The organism is Bacillus sp. FSL L8-0199, assembly GCF_038005705.1.
Classification (GTDB): domain Bacteria; phylum Bacillota; class Bacilli; order Bacillales; family Bacillaceae_G; genus Bacillus_A; species Bacillus_A cereus.
Genome location: NZ_JBBOTS010000001.1, coordinates 2,880,158 through 2,898,373 on the forward strand (window position 1 = coordinate 2,880,158; position 18,216 = coordinate 2,898,373).

Below are 18,216 nucleotides of genomic sequence, written 5' to 3' on the forward strand. Positions count from 1 at the left end.
AATCCAATAAACTACAATTTTCTTAGCTGCATAATAATTTCCGCAAAAAAATAATAAATTTACTCTAGTGGAGATTTTATTTTGATGATTGCTTTATAATTATATAAAACTGAGCTTCAATACAATAAATTGAAATAAACATATTATAAATATAACGGATAACCTTAAATAAAAAATAATGAACATTAAAGAAATTCTAAAGTATTAATATATTTTTCGTAAATATTAATACACATTAGACTTTACTATATGTATAACTTCTTATTCTACAAAACGAAATTTTTTAATGTAAGAAAAAAATATAATTTCCCTTTAACATTTATACAAGTCTCATATGGAAAACTTTACAAAACAATTCGAACACTTACATTTAGAATAAACACAAAAAATTGCCACCAGTTAACTTAACTGGTTGGCAATTTTTTAACGAGAATGCTTTACAAATAGTTGAATTGCTTCTTCTGGTACATAGCACTTTCCATTACTCTCTACAATAATACTTCTTAATTCATACCCTTTACCATTGATACGAATTATATTTTTGTTACCAAATAATTGTGCTTCTACTTTATTATGTTTTACTACGAGTAACGGGTTTGCTCCTTCGGTTTTGTCGGCTGTTACAGTTGCACCGATTTTCTTAAAGGCTTGTTCACTCTCTAAAAATATTTTATTCGTTACTTCTTCTAAGTTAAAGCCCATCGCTTTCGCCATCGTCTTCGCAATGTCTGTATTTTGGATTAAGCCTTCTGGTTTTTGAGGTCCATAAGAATGTAAGAATACATCCTCACCTGTATGTCCTCCTGTCGTAAAGCCGATATTTGCACGATTAGCCAATAATGTAGTAAGAATTCGTCCTACATCCATTTTCTTTTTTGCCACTTTTAATTTTTCTTTTTCATCATGAGTTAGATTATCCAAACCGTATAGTTTAGCTACATCTTCTACATTTGATAAATCAGATTTCAGTTTATTTATAGTTCCTTCAAGTGTCATTTTCGCCTTTTTCAATGGATCAATGTATGCAGAAACCGGTGTAGTATTGTATCCTTTTGTCGTATTCCTATTCCCTATAGAGATGCCGCTGTTACCATGATCAGTTAAAGCGATGAGCATCGTATCCCCATCTTTCTTCGCAAATTGTAACGCCTTTGCTACCGCTTCATCAAATGCCAATACATCACTAATCATCCCAATTGGATCATTAGCATGAGCTGCCCAATCAGGCTTACTACCTTCTACGAATAAAAAGAAGCCATCTTTATCTTTTGATAATGTTTGAATTGCTTTTTCTGTCATTTGAGAAAGTGTTGGTTGTTCTGGATTTGTTGCTATACGATCTATATCAAACGCAAGAGCATGATGTGAGAAAGAGCCCCAAATTTTATTAGATTTGGAGTTCAATAACGCATCTTTCGTTTCAACGAAATCGTATCCTTTGTCTTGAATCACCTTTACTAAATTTTCACCATCTTTTCGGATTCCATTACTTTTCATAGGTAACAGCGCCGCTTTTCCCCCGCCTAATACGACATCTATATTTTGATATACTTGCTGCTTCGCAATTACGTCAAAATGTTTGCGATTGACATGGTGAGCGGAGAATCCGGCCGGAGTAGCATGCTGAATTTCAGATGTAGCAACAATGCCAGTTGCACGACCAGTACATTTTGCGCCTTCTAATACGTTTGCGACCGGCCGTAACTTTTCTTCTTCTTTTATTGGCTGTAAGCTAGGCGAACTTACAATAGAAGGTAATACACCTACATATCCTGAATTCGATTTATTTCCAGTTGCTAAAGCTGTTGCTGCTGGCGCTGAGTCTGTAATAGCTGATTCCGCCGAAAACGTACGAACACCTCCTGTTACAATTTGATCTAACGTAAGCGGTGCCCCTTTATACCAGCGAGCCAATGTTGTCGCCGTTGAACTCGTTCCGTCCATAACCATCATAATTATATTTTTAGGCTGGTGTTCTACTTTTTTCACCTTAGCTTTGGCCGCATGATAATTCATCATACTTTCCATACTTAATACGCTTACTATTATAGCTCCCACCAATAGTAACTTTTTCATCTTCACACCATAATTCAACATGATTGTTCCTCCATAAACTTTGCATTCATTTCAATACACCTTATTTCCTTTTCCATACCAAAACCTACATATGTTTTATTAGTTCCCAATTCTCATAAAGCTAACAATAGTTACTTTCTCTTTCTTTAATTAAATATCGATATGTATCATTTATCTTATAAAAAAGATTTAACATCCTTTTCATTAATTACTTGTTTAACAATAAATCCTCGATTAAAAGAAATAAAGATTTATTGTTAAACAATAAATTTCATGTTAAATTAATAAGATATTAAATAAATGAGGTGCTTTTTATGAAACAAGGATCCACACTCTTTTTAAAGACCGTTGTAATTCTGATCGGAATCCCCGTTCTTGCTATGTGCATTTTTTTAGTCCCTAAAATAGGAAATTTTGCCGCAGAATTATATCCAGATATTGCATATATTAAATATCTTGTATTTATCAATTTATACGCAACAGCAATACCTTATTACTTCGCACTGTACCAAACATTTAAGCTTTTAAACTATATTGATAAAAATAACGCATTCTCAGAGCTATCTGTTCAAGCTTTAAAAAATATTAAGTACAGCGCATTGGCAATTAGTGTATTATATGTATTAGGTATGCCACTTTTCTATCTCGTGGCAGAGAGAGATGACGCCCCTGGCATTATTATTATCGGAATGATTATGATTTTTGCTTCAATGGTAATCGCGGTCTTTGCTGCCGTTCTCCAAAGACTATTAAAAGATGCTATAGATATAAAATCAGAAAATGATTTAACGGTCTGAGGTGAATAATATGGCAATTATTATTAATATTGATGTAATGTTAGCAAAAAGAAAAATGAGTGTCACAGAACTTTCGGAGAAGGTTGGAATTACAATGGCTAACCTTTCTATCTTGAAAAATGGAAAAGCAAAAGCAGTCCGTTTTTCAACTTTAGAAGCAATATGTAAAGCATTAGAATGCCAACCGGGGGATATTTTAGAATATCAACCTGAAGATACCGAGTAAAAAGAGTCCTTCATACGAGAAGGACTCTTTTTATTACACATTACGGCGCAAAACTAATTTGACCAGTAAACAATAGGATAATTGCTATGATCCAAAATATAAAAAATGATGAGGACAGTATTAATGAAAGAATAGCAATTCCCTTCTTCTCTGTTCTTTTCGTCATTGTGATTATTGAAAGCATGATACCTACACCTGTCAGGGCAATTGTAATATAATCTCCAACTATATTACCTGCATTGGCTATCCTTGTTGGCGTTATAAAAACGAATAGAAAACACAAAATGCCGATGAGTAAAGATACATAACTTATTATACTATACTTCTTTTTAGGACCTATTTCAGTTTTCATACTAACCCCACCCCTTCTATATAGCTATGAGTTCATATTAACATGAATAACCATAATTTGGTTAAAACAAACTGACCACTTCCTTATTAAAGATGGACGATTATCCTTTAACCTCTAGTAATTATTATATACAGAAAATAAAGTGAAACTTTAATCAGTGGAGGTTTTGTTCACCCTCCACTGATTATTAGTTGAAGCAATCAGGCTGCCCGTTATTGCGGAATAAAATGAAAGAGTTCTAAAAAATAAAGACTGTACCTTTAAAATGAAAGATTCAGTCTTTATTAATAACTTTTTTTATAAAGAAAACTCTCTATCACTCACTATCTTAAAAAACTCCGAGTAATGTGATAAAGAATAATCCGCTACATCACAATCACCTTGAAACATACATGTTGAAATACCTAATTCTTTTGCAGGTAATAAATCTAATTCTCTATCTCCAATAGCTAAATCAATATTATGTTTTTTATGTAAATGATTATAAGCTAAAGAGTTGGGCTTTCGGGGAAAGCCATCGTCAATTGTAACCATATCTACAAAGTATTTTTCCCAGCCGTAATATTTTAAAATGTTCATAACCCCTGCCCTATGTTTATGGGTCATAATCACATTTTTATCTGCAAATTTCAAAACCTCTTCGACACCTGCAAAAGGTTTCATATCTTTTGGCGTGAATTTCTCCTTCAAAACTTTAATTTTTTCTTCCTGCTCGCATGAAATATTATAATACTGAATTGCATGAGAGTATGATATTTTTAAGTTTTTGTATATTTCTTGTTTTTCTACTGAGTCACCTAATATTTCAGAAAGCATCATTGTATATGCAGGATACGTATCAAATAACGTCCCATCAAAATCCCATAAAATATTCATTCTATTCACCTTCTATTTTCAAATCATTCAATGACTAAATCCGCCCTATCCCTCGGCAATTCCGTTTCTAAGTAATAATCCTCTGCTTTCCAATACCTATTTTCAAATTTTGAAAGGTTTTTCTGTGTCTCCTCACTCTCACGTAGAAACCTTGTCTCTCTTGGACAGTCCAAATAGACCATATAATGAAAGAAATCTCTCCATTCTTTTCGCTGCAGAAAAACTCCTTCAATAACAATTACCCCTACAATAGGAATCTGTACTTTTTCCATTTCACATATATCTGTTTCTTCATGAAAGAAAGGTAATTTCAATTTTGTTTCATGTTGTAGCTTTTGAAAAAATTTCTGCCTTAGCCATTCAATGTCCCATTGTAAATAATAATACTCGTACCATTCTTCATATCCAGTATGATATCGTTTATTACGCTCCACTATGTGATCATCAATATGGAAAATATGAAACGGAATGCCTTCTTGTTTCATATTTTCTTTTAAATTGGTTACGAATGTTGTTTTTCCAGATCGACTTAAACCATCTATACCTAAAATGAATCTATTTTCCCTATGCTTCTTCATAATCGTTATAAGTTCGTTTGTGCTCATTACTTCTTCCACTCTTCTTTTAATAAAGAATATAAAATAGTATCATGAGCAACTCCATTTTGAATCATATGTTTTCGAAGTAATCCTTCTTCTTGAAATCCTGCTTTTATTAACAATTTTTGAGAAGATTTATTTTCTACATATACAACCGCTGCGATTCTTATTAGTTGCAGCATTTCAAATCCGTAAGCTAAAATCGCTTGTAATGCTTCCGATGCATATCCTTGTCCCCAATATGTATCATCTAATTCATAACCAATTTCAGCTCGTTTATGATTATTATTAATTAAATGAAATCCGCACGTTCCGATTAATTGGCCCGTCCCTTTTTTCTCGATTCCCCAGCGAAATACACTGCCCTCTTCATAACGATTTTTAAACGTTTGAATCGTTGTTTTCGCTTGCTCAATATTTTCAAAAGAATCCATTCCGAAATAACGTATAACTGATTCTTTCGAAAAATATTGGAACATCGTTTCTGCATCTAATAGTGTAAGTTCTCTTAATCGTAAACGTTCTGTTTCTAGTTTCGGAAATCCCATCTCTCTTTCTCCCTCTATTCTAATGAACTGCAAATTTCAATATAATTTCCATCTGGATCAGCAATGTAGGCAATTGTTTGCCCCCACGGTTTTACAATTGGTTCAACTAAAACCTTAATACCTTGTCCTCTAAATTGCTCAATCGTTTCTAATACATTTTCAACAACGAATCCTAATTCGAAATGAGAAGACTGTAATTTACCTTCTGTAAGCGGTAGTCCTGTTAATTCTTTCACATCTTGCCGCGTATTCATCGCTAAAATGGTAGTTCCAGTATTAAATTCAATATATGTACCGTGCTCTGCTTTTATAGGTAACTGTAAAATATCTTTATAGAATTTTAAACATTCCTCAAACTTTTCTACATATAAAATGATGTACTTCATTTTCAAATCCATTTTACATCCCCCTTTGTATCTATCCCTAAAATTTCGACAAAAGTCTCACAAAAACCTTGTTCCTTGTAGTAATGAGCAAAAAAAATGAGGCCGATTTCTCGGCCCCCCAGCTTATTGGCATAAAACAGGAGATTTGGTTTGGACATAACCAGTTCGTACTTTTATTATATTTTATTTTTTCTGAATTTTAAATACATTAAACACCTATTTATATTGAGAAAGTTTTTTGCTTGCATAAAATTAAAGATTTTAAGAAATGATACAAATGGAGGTGTATACATATGGAACCAATGCTATGTCCAAGCTGTAAAACGAATCGTACTCGCTTTAATATTCTTGAGCAACAAGTAAAACCAGTCAAAATAAATCCACAAACTGGTCAAGTAGAAGAAAAATACACAAATGAAACGATGAATGCTTTTCATATGGCCTATCAAGGACCTACATACCGTGTCCAATGTGCTGTATGCGGACTTGTTGAAAACCCTGAACAATTTATTAAACCTGCGCAAAATCAGTCTTTCTAATAAAAACATGATTATCCCTTGTAGAAATAGATTTTTCTATAAGGGATTTTTCCGTTTAATAACTTAATTAAAAATGTATTTCTTCCTTATTATATGTTAAACTTCGCACTCTTTTGGAAATGTTTACATAAGCGAGGTAAAACAAATAATAAAAAAATAACGCTTCTATCAATATTTCTACTATTAACTTGCCATATAGTCATCTTTTACTTTTGGATCTTCGATTGGGAGAAAATAACGACTCCTTACGGTCTAACAATATGGTTTGTTTCTACTATTTATAGTCTTTTACTTTACTACCATTTTAAAAATTAAAAATCTAATAAATTAATATTAATTGCTAGTTCGTTATTATTGATTATTTCTTCTTCATTTATGATTTTTTTAGGTGTTGTTACTGGTATTATGGTATTATCTTTGTAACTGTTAGTTCTATGAATTAAAAAGTTGGTCTTTTATTATATAAAAAAGAATGAACAAAATAAATATATATAGAAATTAGAGAAGTTGATTCCCATCAATATCTTCTCTAAGAATATCACTCTTTGTTAAAATATTTCCTTTTTCAACTTTTTAATCTTCCTAAATAAATTAATAAACGCATATAAATATATACAAACTAAAAACCCAACCATACCTTTATATAATCCTGATTCTGATACTCCAAGAAAACATAAGTAAAGCACTGGAATTAACATTACAAACATAATTGCAACGAACTGTATCAATTCAACAAATTTTTGTATCTTCGTTTCTTTGTCTGAATAAATATCAGGTAACTCATTTTCCTCGTCTACTTCTTTACAAAAATAATTCCACTTCGCAAAACTCGTTACATGTTTCCATCCACACATTTCATATATTTCAATATATTCTTTTTGTTTTTCTTTTGAATCTTTATAATCCAGTCTAAAATCCGCTTTATATACTACATCTTTTGGTTCAGTTTTCTTAAACGTATACATTACATTATACTTTTGTAAAGCCCATCCTTTTTGATGCATTTTTCTTAAAAAAGCTTCTTCTTTTTCCAAGCTCCATATCGCAAAAGGTTTGAATACCTTCTTTGTCTCCATTTCCCATTCACTCCCCTAATATACTATTTCCATTCCTTACAGATCTCTGCAATCTGTTATATTCTAGCTCTAACACTTCTCTCCCAAACGGCGTTAACTTATAGCACTTCTTTCTATCTGTAGAGGCAACTTCAACAATTAATTTTTCTTTAAGTAATTTCGTCGTATTCCCGTATAAAGTACCAGGACCGAGCTTTACTTCCCCATTTGTCATCTCTTCTACCATTTGCATAATTCCATATCCGTGCATTGGTTTCACTAGTGATAACAGTATGTAATATGTCGCCTCAGTTAACGGAATATATTTTTGCGCCTTCGCATTCATTATAACTACCTCCGATACATCGCCTTATGATATATCGACTAGCGATACATCGTATATCGATATTTTATAATCATATTCCAAAATATGCAAGAGTAATTTAATAATTAAATATCCATTTCTTTGAATTAAAAAATGATACAAACTTTCTGAATAATTTGTTAAAATATAGGAATATTAGCTCTTTTATAATGAAAGGAATGGTACATATGATACATAAATTGAAAGAAAACATCGGATCTGTGTTTGTTGGGAAAGAAAATGTTATTGATCTACTGCTCGTTTCACTTCTTGCTGATGGACATGTACTGCTCGAAGACGTGCCTGGTACTGGGAAGACGTTACTGGCGAAAACCATTTCCAAAAGTATTGGTGGTAGTTTTTCTCGCGTTCAATTCACCCCTGATGTACTTCCAAGTGATGTAACAGGTATTGAATACTTCAACCCAAAAACAAGCGAATTCGAATTAAGAATTGGACCAGTTATGACAAACATTTTGCTAGCAGATGAAATTAACCGTGCAATGCCGAGAACGCAGTCGAGTTTGTTAGAAGCGATGGAAGAACGACAAGTGACGCTTGAGAAGCAGTCAACTCCTCTGCCAAAACCGTTTTTTGTTATTGCGACGCAAAACCCAATTGAATCACAAGGGACTTTCCCTCTTCCAGATGCACAGCTTGATCGCTTTTTAATGACGATTTCAATCGGTTATCCTACTCCTAAAGATGAGCTACAAATGATGCGACGTTTTCGGAACGATTTACCATTAGAAAGTGTCACATCTGTCATCTCATTAGAAGATATTTTAGAATCTCAAAAACGAGTAAAAGAAATATTTGTTTCGGAACCGTTAGAACATTACATTATTAAACTTGCTCATGCTACAAGAAATCATGATTATATCGCTAACGGTGTAAGCCCACGTGCCACATTAGCTTTAGTACGTGCTGTTCAAGCTTTAGCCTTTTTACATGGGAGAGAATATTGCACACCAGAAGATATACAATTGTTAGTTCCTTCTGTTTGGAATCACCGTATCGTCTTATCAATGGAAGGTGCATTACGTACGACAAAAAATGATATTATGAAAAGTATTTTAAAAGAAGTTGACGTACCTGTGGAGATTGAGCAAGCATGAATGGACAGCGTGTTGTAACTGTACCTTTATTTTTTCAACTCCATATTATTCAACTAACCGTTCCAATCGCGTTACTTTTCACATTCTTTTTCCCGCAACGAATGCTTATGTTTCTCTTTTTCTTCTATTATATATTTGCGATTTTTATTTATAAATATGTGGCTTTCATAGAGAAGAAGTTTCAAATCATAAATGAGAAACAAACTACACGGCTTTTTCCTGAGGAATCTGGACAGTTTTTTATTCATTTAAAAAATGGAGCCAGCATACCGCTCGTTAATGGTGTTTGTTACTTTCATTTAAATTCGTCCCTTATACCGCATAAAGAGCAAGGCATTGAACAAATATCAAAAACATTATTCTCTTTCCCATTTTCACAACCTGCACATTCGGCACAAAAATGGGGTTTAACATTAACCGCAACGAAGCGTGGTGTGTTTCAAATTGAACAGTTTGAATGTGTATTAAAAGATCCATTTCATCTATTAACTGTACATTTACCTGTTTTTGATAAATTAAGGACTGAAATTATTGTGTATCCTTCTCCTAAAGAAGTAGCAGGTTTGCAAGAACTTCAGCAACTTTTGAATGGATTTTATCGAACGAATTTTTCTTTTTACAATGATGAAACATCTATTATCGGTGTAAAGCGATATGAGCGTGAGTCTTTCCGCTCTATTCATTGGAAGGCATCTGCTAAAATGCAGGAATTACAAGCCAAGCAATATGAACCTGTAAAAAATTATAGTTGGACGATTTGTCTTTCTTTAGCTGCCGATCGTGGATTTGGTTGGAAAGATAATGTAGAAGAACTTATTTCATATGCAACATACATTTTCCAGTACACAACGAAGCACCACATTCCGTTTGAATTGTTTATTAGTGTATTAGCAGAAGGCGGTGCATTACATGTACCGTTAAATGAAGGACAAACACAATATGCAAAAGCTTTAGAAGAATTAGCCCGTATTTCAGATGATAGTACGTTACTTCCGAAACAAGGATTCCTTCATTATGTAAAGAGAAAGAGAGAACGATCGTCTACAATGATATACATTGGTTTACAAAGAAATGAACTCCCTCTTCTCTCGCAGCCAACGTTTCTCATTACTAGTGAAGGGATGGTGGAATCGGTTGAAAACTTGGCTATATCACATTCATGATTTCATTCTGCTCCTCCTGCTTTCATTATTAACAGAAAGAGATGAACTAATTAGTATTGCAATATTTTTAACAACAGGCTATATTGGAGTATTTCTTATTCATAAATTTATGCAGAAAAAAACAACAGGATTTGTAATACTTTTAGTTCTTCAAATCGTTCTTTTCTCTTTATTTTTACCTTTTTCTCTTTTTGGCACAATCATATTACCACTATTTTTCTTTATCGTACATGTGGTCGGACCTGGATATCCAGTTCAAAAATCTTTAGGTGGTATTGTATGGTTTGTCGTTTCAGTTATATTTTATGCACCCTTTCCACCGTTGTGGAAACTATTAATGTTAGCCTTGCATCTTATGATTACATTTTGGTTAACCGGGGCAAATCGCAAACAACAACTATTACGTTTTGCTTCTATCATTACGATTGGCTTAATGAGTATATTAATTGTTCAAATATTTCCTTTCATTCGACTTATTTTTGGTTTTATAACGGAAGTAGTCGCATTAGGCGTCGGCTATGCTTTAATGCCATTAATTAAAGCAGCGGAATTAAAAGATACTGAAGATGTTTGGGCAAATAAAGGACATCTCTTAAAACCAAAAATTGAAGACGGAAAAAAAATTCCTGATTTTGATCCAATACTCATAAATAGCGCTACAATAATAGTCTGTACAGCTATCGCTATTTACGTCGTTTGGAAAATAGTAAAAAAACGAAAACATTTAAGTTTACCAAATATGCCCGCCTTCGAATCTACTATCATTACTGATAAAGAAGGAATGAGCCAAAATCCTTTTAAACGAAATAAACCGCCACATAACGAAATTCGGAAGGAAATTTTCAAGCTAGAGAGTAAGTTAACCCCTCCTTTAAATAGAAAACGGGGAGAAACTGTTGAGACTTGGCTAGAAAGAATAAACGATGAAGAAGATGTAAATATTCAAAGTGATATTATTATAGATGCTTATAATACTGTGCGTTATTCAAATGGTGCAAACACTGTACTTCTACATGAATTTAAGGAAGAGATTCATAAGCTTTATGCATATCAAAAAAGTTTGAAGAAACGAAAGAAATAACGTAATAAAAAGACTCCTATTTTTTCATAGGAGTCTTTTTATACTTCTAGGTTGCTTTTTAAATGGAAGCATTCTTCCCTGCTTCAATTTCTAATGACTCTTCATGCCACCAAAGTGTTTCTTCAGGGTCTTCTTTAGCGATTAGGTGTGCTTCTTTTTTCGTTTCTACTGTAGGATATGAACCTTTTAGCGCACGCCCTGAAGTCGTAACGAATAGTACACTAAATACAACTAATCCAATAATACTTACACCTGCTAAATAAAATGCCGGTGCGAGCGGGTTACCAGTTGCATGAACTAAGTATGAACATACGAGCGGTGTTGTTCCACCGAATATCGATACAGAAATATTAAATGAGATCGAAAGTGCTCGATAACGTACATCAGTGAAAAAGAGTGATGGTAATAATGAAGGTAATGTTCCTTCATATACACTTAAAAAGAAACCTAATACGAAAATACCTGCAAATATAGCTGCAATATGTCCGTTACCTATTAGTAAAAATGCTGGAATTGCAAATACAGTTAAACCAAGTAAACCAATTTGCACAACGCTTTTATTACCAATTTTATCACTTAATTTACCGAAATATAGTGCTAGTGGAATCATAAGTGCCATCGTAATAGAAATAATTAATAGGCCTGTTGTTTCTTCGACTTTAAGTACTTGAGTTAGATAAGAAGGAATATACGAAAGAATCATATAATTTGTAATATTAAAGAAGGCGACAATTACTGTGCTTAATAAGAAGTCTTTTTTGTGATACTTAATAATGTCCATAAATGAAAATTGTTCATTGTCTTCAGATTCCTCTTGTGCTTTTTCCATCTCTTCAAAGATTGGAGATTCATCTAGATGACGGCGTAAGTATAAACCGACCAAACCAATTGGTGCAGCTACTAAGAACGGAATACGCCATCCCCAGCTGAGCATTTGCTCATCTGTTAACAATAACGTCAAAATGGTAACAATTACCGATGCAGCAATGTAACCTGAGAGTGTTCCAATTTCAAGACCACTACCGAGTATACCACGCTTTTTATCTGGAGAAGATTCTGCGATATAAACCATTGCTCCTGAATATTCGCCGCCTGTAGAGAAGCCTTGAATCATTCGGGCAACTAAAAGTAGTATTGGTGCCCATACACCAATTTGTTCATAGGTTGGTAGTAATGCGATGAATAATGTAGAAAGTGCCATTAAAATAATAGTAGTACTTAACACGATTTTTCGGCCGTACTTATCTCCTATTCTACCAAAGAATACACCTCCGATTGGTCGAACGAGAAAGGCTGCTGCAAATGTACCGAATGTAAGTACAAGTTGCAATCCACTATTATCAACACCTGAGAAGAATAATTGACTTAAAATTACCGCTAAATACGCGTATAATCCGAAGTCAAACCACTCCATTGCGTTCCCTATACCAGTAGCAATTACTGCTTTCCTGGCTTGTTTAGGATTGACAATATTAACGTCTTGAGGTTCAAAATTTAAATCATTATTTTGTTGCATATAATAAAACAGCTCCTTTTTTAATTTAACTTCTTTAAGCACACCTTCTCTTATTGAATAAAATTAATTCGAAGCACTTAAGGGAAATCAACGTCTCCTTGTCTGTTATTATTATTTCACATAATTAATTATTTGTCCAATTAAATGCTCTTTTTGTATAAATTTACACCCTATTTAACTTTTTATAAAATGAAGTTTAGGCTATATAATATATACCTTTACACTATAAATGAACCTTTCATTTATTTATATTTATAACGTTTCTATAATTGCTTCCTCTAACTTAGAAATCAGTAACTTTTACTAAAGATTTGCATATATTTAAAAAGTGAACTCATTAGCTCGAATTCTGTTTTATTACATTCAACTATTAATATTATTGTATTTTTAAAGGAGGTTGTTTTATGTTGGAAATAATACTTTTACTTGCTACTGTTTCTTTTCTCTTTATTATTTCTGGATTTTTCATTACCTTAAAACAATATAAAGAAATTAAAAATATAAAGACTATATTAACTACAAAAAAAGAAAATGAGAAAACTTCATCTGAGAACTCCGTCCCGTTGCAATTAGACCTTAGTGTTCTCAATAATTTGCTCGCTTCTGGAATAAATAAAAACTCTAATTCAAGTAATGAAAATTGTGAGTCTGATAAAAACAAATGATTGTTATGCTTATAACAAAAGGAAAATATATCTCCTATTTTATCTAATCTTATTAACAACTACCTCTGATTAAAAAGGAGACTGCTTATGTGTAAACATTCAATTTCTATTATTATCCCCATACAACATAAAATAAAAAATTTAACTGGAATTTTGAAAGCATGTGAACAACTACAGCCTTTAGAAATTATCCTTACTATTAACGGATATACCCAGGATTCAATTGGGAGTGCAGATTCCTACAATTGTGAAATTATTACACTAGAAGAACCGATAGAATCTCCTAATCTTTATGTAATTGGTGCAAAAAAAGCAAAGGGGCAGTATCTCTTATTTTTAGATGAAAATTACATGGTTCCCCCCTCCTTACTTATACAATTTCTTCAACCATTACTAAATGGATGTGCTGACGTCGTATTAAATAATTTAGATGATTTTTTTTATCAAAAACAACAGCCCAATTTAGCAATGATTTGGCAGCAAGTTACAAATCATTTTTTTTATCGCCCAGATTTAAATATTAACTCCTTATTATTTCCCCCCTATGCAATGACAAAAGAAGTACTTGAGGTAATTAATCCAGATAATTTATCAAATCCCATATTGGCACAAATGAAAATTATTGAACATAAATTTCGGATTTGCGATCAATTAAACATTCCTATCCCTCAAGTTCTCCCTTTTCCTTCAACTCAACTCATTCATTATCATCTTGAAGCCATTGCAAATTGGATAAGTAAAATGCAAGATCCAAGAGGAAACTATACCGATAATAATCGAAAGCGGGATATTATTTTAGGGCTTCAAAACGGAGAACAAAAATCCATTCCAAAAATAATTACAGGTAAAGAGTTTTATTCAAATACTTATGGAGATCAACAATTATCAGTTATCATCCCTGTTCAAAATGAAGAAAAAATGATAGAATCTGTCATTTTTGAGGTACAAAAATTAAAACCTTTTGAAATTATTATTATTGTTAATGGATCAACAGATAAAACAGAGGAATTGGCGAAGGGTTGCGGTGCAACAGTTATAAGCTACGAAGAAGCACTTGGAAATGATACAGGACGTGCTGTTGGTGCCTTTTTTGCAAAAGGTGAAATACTATTATTTATAGATGGAGATTTCTTAATTTCTAGTCATGATTTATTACCATTTGTACAATCTATTCAAAACGGCACAGACTTAGCTTTAAATAAACTAGAGCACTACTATATGTATCGTCTACCGTATTCTATCGTCACCGCATGTAAATATGCTGTTAATTTAGCATGTAATCGAAAAGATTTAGGTATGGGATCCACAACTGCTGTCCCTCATGCTTTTAGTCGAAAATGCATTCATACAATTGGGTTTGATTCACTTCTTTCTCCAACCTTAAGTCAAGTGAAAACAATTTTAGCAGGGTTTCATGTGCAAAATGTCCATTCTGTCGACGTCGATAAGCTGAATCGTGTTCGACCTGAAAAACACTTCTCACAGGAAGGTTGCCTTTCATTAGCAACACAACAAATCATTGGTGATCATATAGAAGCAATTTCTTACCTCATTGAACAAAAAAGAGGTAAAGAGTGCTTTTAATTACACATCCAATCTACCAAATAATATATTATTTCATTTTAAATATATGACCGAATAAAAAAGATGGTTTGTAACCATCTTTTTTGTCTTTACATCAATTCAAAAGAAAAGTAGAAGGCAGGTTTTTCATTTCTGTATCTTCTTAAGAAGTTTGAAAAGAGAGGCTTGTTAATGAAGAGTCAACACTTAAATCATCATTTAGTGCAATTGAGAAACATGCAACTAATGGTAAAGTAATAACAATTGATCCACTAGGACTAATTACAATAGTAGGACTTGTCCCACATGTGCCTCCACAATCGACTACTGCATCAATTCCACTACCAGGGGTAATTGTAATTTTAAGACACACATCTAAACAAACATTATTCGTAGTACATGCCATAACTCTCCCTCCTTTCTCTTAACAATATATGCAGTTAGTTAAATTCGGACACGACTCTCCTACTAAATTTTATAAATTAGATGCTATTTTACTATTCGTTTTATAGGCAATTAACGTTTGATTAAACTATCTAAATTAACTAAGAAACTCAAATCATCTTTCACTGCAATAGAAATACATGCGATAAATGGTATTACATTAAAATTAGACATACATTCATCATTGCACCTTACGAATATTTCTGCGCCACCATTTGGATTGACTTTAGTTTCTAAATAAATCTTTAAATACCTTTTATTGATGTAAAAAAAGGTATTCTCTCCTTTCTTACATCTAATATTAAGTTAATTTCGTTACTGCTTTATTTACTCTTTACTTTATATACTTATAATAAATTGAAATAAAAAAGTAAAAACTTCTTCATGTATTTGAAGAAGTTTTTACTTTTCACTTACACTGAATTAAAAAAGCAATTTTTAAAATTTTGTTTTTATCCCAATACGTAACTCATACTTTATCCGTTGCTATTTCAAGCCGATTAATAAAGTAGCTTCCAAATTAAAATAAATCTTTAAAATCCCTATTCTTTAGTAAATAAGAAAACCCTTCTACATGATCGCCGGTAATTCTCAATACAGCTGGTGGATGTCCTACTGTTGCAAAGTGTTCATTTGGACGAATACGATTTGGTTTCATTACATCTACAAAATGGACACATTCGACTTTATACCCTTCTAATATTGCCTTTACTTGTGCAACACACGCTGTGTGAAGAGTGTCCCAGCCAATTCCCTCTAAACATTTTCTACTAATAGCATGGGGAACAGCAATTGTAGATCCTACCCCTAAATCTTTACGGTTACAAGCAATATTCAATATATATTTATATAAACTTACAATATATAGAGGAAATCTAAGATTTAAATTTAAATCATTTAAAACCATATCAACACCATCCGCAACAGCTTGCGTTAACGGATGAAGATCTTTTGCTGGAATAGCAAAATCAGCATCAATAAAGAGAAGTATATCCCCTGTGGCTTCTTGTGCACCAATTGCCCGTCCTACATCATGCCCTAATCTTTCTTCATAAACAATTACTGTTGCCCCTGATTGCTTAGCGATTACTTCTGTCTGATCTGTTGACCCATTAATGACAACAATTATTTCTTTCGGTTCAATTTTTCTTGCCTCAAGAATAACTTCTTTAATCGTTGATTCTTCATTTTGTGCTGGTATAATAATTGATAACTGTTTTCCATTATAAATTGATGAATTCATTCCCCATCCTTTATGGAAACGTGAATAATTCTTTTGTTTTTTTAACTGCTCTATAATTTCTCTTTTTCTTCCTCCATCTGTATAGTTACCTCTATCATCTTTTCGTTGTAACCAACTCTCCAAAGCTTTTATATTTTCTTTAATCTCATATACTTCTAATTTAGTTAATTCACTTTTATAGAAAGAGGTTTTGTTTGCGAGCATATTATTCAAGGAGGTGTTAGTGATGGCTGACGAGGATTGTAGTCGCCACCCTTTCTCAATAAGAGTTACTTGGGACAGAATAGGGTTCTGCAAGATATCATATCCAATGTCTTCAATTGCTTTTTTAGTAATAGCATATGGCATAGATAACATCGAATCATATTTTAAATCCATACGCCCCAATACATCGTTTACTATTTTTCTATACACCATAGCAATACTTGGCCATTCTACTCTCATCTTTTCAAAACATACGGAGTCTATGTTATTTAAGATTACATCCTGTTCCTTTTTCAGTATCGGTTCTATAAATCGCTCTAATTCTACCGAAAAAATAACATCTTCCCCATCTAAAAATAAGACTACATCACCATTGGCGATTTTTGCCCCATGAACTGGTGCTTTCCGTTTACTTTTCTCCTCAATCACAACAACGTTACTTTCAACAAATGTTGGTATAGATTGTATCGCACTCATTCTATCATCAGCTACAATAATAATTTCTATCGGTTTTATATGCTGCACTTTATTTAAAATTTGATTCAATTTTGATTTTTCTTCTCCTAAAACTATAACGACTGATAGGTCCACTTCTTTTTGTTCTTCTTTTACAGTCTGATTAGGTTTTACTTTTTTTATATATTCAATTGTTTCACTCTTCCCTACAGCTGCATGCCCTGCTTTTTTATCAAAATATAAGTCAATTATAATTTGATTTACTTCCGTGTCTTTATCAAGTTGCTCTAATTCGGAAATAAATGGTAGCAAATGATTTTGCACATCAAATTCACACGCGAAATTTTGCAAAAAATAAATATTCGGTACATATTTAATGTGATTAAAAAATTTCACAACATTAATTCTTTCGCCAAATTTCTCCTCAACTTCTTCTCTTGATAAATTTGGATAAGACAAATCGAAAACTAGATTTATTGGTACAGGTATCCATTTTAATAAATTTGTTTGAGGATTATTAATTAAAGCTGTGGAGCCCTTAACGAATCCAGCTAAAATTAAAGACATAAATCCTCCCCCGGAACTGCCATAAAACAACACATTTTTCGAATCAACTTTTAACTTTGCAAATACTATTTCTAAAATATTTGCTATATCTTGTAAATAAAATCTATTTAACTCTCCCTGTCCCCAGCCTAAAGATAATTTTCCAAGATATAACGTAGGGTCATTATAATATATAACAGTATCTTCAAATTCATCCATCCAAGAATGTCGATGAAAAATAGGTGGACCAATTGGCTGTTCTTGAAACCCACCTGCTCCGGATCCAAAAACAATAGTGTTAGAAGTATCGGGCTTAATACGAATTAAAAATTCATACGTTACTTTATCCCAATCAACCTTGAGTATAAATGGTTCTGTAATTTGAAAATCCATTTGCCA

General features: G+C 32.6%; 19 protein-coding genes and 1 pseudogene. 9 read left to right on the plus strand and 11 right to left on the minus strand.

Features of this window, described 5'->3' with window-relative positions:
* Positions 1-423: 423 nt before the first annotated feature.
* On the minus strand, positions 424-2,097 hold the full coding sequence (locus tag NST86_RS14970; protein ID WP_086423126.1) for an alkaline phosphatase: 1,674 nt from the start codon (positions 2,095-2,097) through the stop codon (positions 424-426).
* 293 nt (positions 2,098-2,390) lie between these two features.
* On the opposite strand from NST86_RS14970, the gene NST86_RS14975 reads away from it, so the two are divergent.
* Together NST86_RS14975 and NST86_RS14980 are read left to right on the plus strand one after the other, a co-directional pair.
* The gene (locus NST86_RS14975) at positions 2,391-2,873 is read left to right on the plus strand and encodes a DUF2975 domain-containing protein (protein WP_000809118.1); all 483 of its coding nucleotides are present in this window, start codon (positions 2,391-2,393) and stop codon (positions 2,871-2,873) included.
* 10 nt (positions 2,874-2,883) lie between these two features.
* Positions 2,884-3,099 (plus strand): helix-turn-helix domain-containing protein, encoded by a 216-nt coding sequence (locus tag NST86_RS14980; protein ID WP_000974619.1) that lies wholly within the window; start codon positions 2,884-2,886, stop codon positions 3,097-3,099.
* A gap of 40 nt (positions 3,100-3,139) precedes the next feature.
* Here the strand turns inward: NST86_RS14980 and NST86_RS14985 are convergent, their stop codons facing one another.
* From NST86_RS14985 to NST86_RS15005, 5 genes are all read right to left on the minus strand, one after another.
* A complete protein-coding gene (locus NST86_RS14985) occupies positions 3,140-3,451 on the minus strand; it encodes a hypothetical protein (protein ID WP_086423127.1) in 312 nt (103 codons plus the stop codon).
* A 297-nt stretch (positions 3,452-3,748) separates the two neighbouring features.
* Positions 3,749-4,327 (minus strand): HAD-IA family hydrolase, encoded by a 579-nt coding sequence (locus NST86_RS14990; protein WP_086423128.1) that lies wholly within the window; start codon positions 4,325-4,327, stop codon positions 3,749-3,751.
* A gap of 23 nt (positions 4,328-4,350) precedes the next feature.
* Entirely contained in the window at positions 4,351-4,932 is a 582-nt protein-coding gene (locus NST86_RS14995) for a kinase (protein WP_000106120.1), read from the minus strand.
* Complete coding sequence (locus NST86_RS15000; protein ID WP_000506678.1) at positions 4,932-5,474, minus strand: GNAT family N-acetyltransferase; 543 nt, start codon at positions 5,472-5,474, stop codon at positions 4,932-4,934. Before NST86_RS15000 ends, NST86_RS14995 begins: the two co-directional genes overlap by 1 nt.
* Before the next feature lie 14 nt (positions 5,475-5,488).
* Complete coding sequence (locus tag NST86_RS15005; RefSeq protein WP_000364503.1) at positions 5,489-5,872, minus strand: VOC family protein; 384 nt, start codon at positions 5,870-5,872, stop codon at positions 5,489-5,491.
* A gap of 281 nt (positions 5,873-6,153) precedes the next feature.
* Here NST86_RS15005 and NST86_RS15010 point away from each other — a divergent pair, with 281 nt between their 5' ends.
* Positions 6,154-6,399, plus strand: coding sequence for a DNA alkylation repair protein (locus NST86_RS15010; protein ID WP_086423129.1), 246 nt, complete (start codon positions 6,154-6,156; stop codon positions 6,397-6,399).
* 93 nt (positions 6,400-6,492) lie between these two features.
* Positions 6,493-6,842: pseudogene (locus NST86_RS15015) on the plus strand (hypothetical protein).
* Positions 6,843-6,947: 105 nt separating this feature from the next.
* Here NST86_RS15015 and NST86_RS15020 read toward each other — a convergent pair.
* Together NST86_RS15020 and NST86_RS15025 are read right to left on the minus strand one after the other, a co-directional pair.
* Complete coding sequence (locus tag NST86_RS15020) at positions 6,948-7,475, minus strand: DUF2812 domain-containing protein (RefSeq protein WP_000448424.1); 528 nt, start codon at positions 7,473-7,475, stop codon at positions 6,948-6,950.
* 7 nt (positions 7,476-7,482) lie between these two features.
* Entirely contained in the window at positions 7,483-7,800 is a 318-nt protein-coding gene (locus tag NST86_RS15025) for a PadR family transcriptional regulator (protein WP_016118125.1), read from the minus strand.
* A gap of 206 nt (positions 7,801-8,006) precedes the next feature.
* Here NST86_RS15025 and NST86_RS15030 point away from each other — a divergent pair, with 206 nt between their 5' ends.
* From NST86_RS15030 to NST86_RS15040, 3 genes are read left to right on the plus strand one after another with little or no spacing between them, the layout of a single operon-like run.
* Positions 8,007-8,936, plus strand: a complete 930-nt coding sequence (locus tag NST86_RS15030; RefSeq protein ID WP_086392537.1) for an AAA family ATPase — start codon at positions 8,007-8,009, stop codon at positions 8,934-8,936.
* Complete coding sequence (locus NST86_RS15035; RefSeq protein ID WP_016118127.1) at positions 8,933-10,099, plus strand: DUF58 domain-containing protein; 1,167 nt, start codon at positions 8,933-8,935, stop codon at positions 10,097-10,099. The genes NST86_RS15030 and NST86_RS15035 overlap by 4 nt, the downstream gene beginning before the upstream one ends.
* A complete protein-coding gene (locus NST86_RS15040; protein ID WP_016118128.1) occupies positions 10,071-11,180 on the plus strand; it encodes a DUF4018 domain-containing protein in 1,110 nt (369 codons plus the stop codon). Before NST86_RS15035 ends, NST86_RS15040 begins: the two co-directional genes overlap by 29 nt.
* Positions 11,181-11,238: 58 nt before the next feature.
* Here the strand turns inward: NST86_RS15040 and NST86_RS15045 are convergent, their stop codons facing one another.
* Positions 11,239-12,696 carry an MFS transporter gene (locus NST86_RS15045; protein ID WP_086423134.1) on the minus strand — a complete coding sequence of 486 codons (1,458 nt, stop codon included), beginning with the start codon at positions 12,694-12,696 and terminating at the stop codon, positions 11,239-11,241.
* Between the two features lie 404 nt (positions 12,697-13,100).
* Here NST86_RS15045 and NST86_RS15050 point away from each other — a divergent pair, with 404 nt between their 5' ends.
* Positions 13,101-13,361, plus strand: a complete 261-nt coding sequence (locus NST86_RS15050; protein WP_000889739.1) for a hypothetical protein — start codon at positions 13,101-13,103, stop codon at positions 13,359-13,361.
* An 87-nt stretch (positions 13,362-13,448) separates the two neighbouring features.
* Positions 13,449-14,945 (plus strand): glycosyltransferase family 2 protein, encoded by a 1,497-nt coding sequence (locus tag NST86_RS15055; RefSeq protein ID WP_016118129.1) that lies wholly within the window; start codon positions 13,449-13,451, stop codon positions 14,943-14,945.
* 142 nt (positions 14,946-15,087) lie between these two features.
* Here NST86_RS15055 and NST86_RS15060 read toward each other — a convergent pair whose 3' ends face one another.
* Both NST86_RS15060 and NST86_RS15070 read right to left on the minus strand, forming a co-directional pair.
* On the minus strand, positions 15,088-15,330 hold the full coding sequence (locus NST86_RS15060; protein WP_016118130.1) for a hypothetical protein: 243 nt from the start codon (positions 15,328-15,330) through the stop codon (positions 15,088-15,090).
* A 558-nt stretch (positions 15,331-15,888) separates the two neighbouring features.
* Positions 15,889-18,210 carry a glycosyltransferase family 2 protein gene (locus tag NST86_RS15070; RefSeq protein WP_137026481.1) on the minus strand — a complete coding sequence of 774 codons (2,322 nt, stop codon included), beginning with the start codon at positions 18,208-18,210 and terminating at the stop codon, positions 15,889-15,891.
* Positions 18,211-18,216 lie beyond the last annotated feature (6 nt).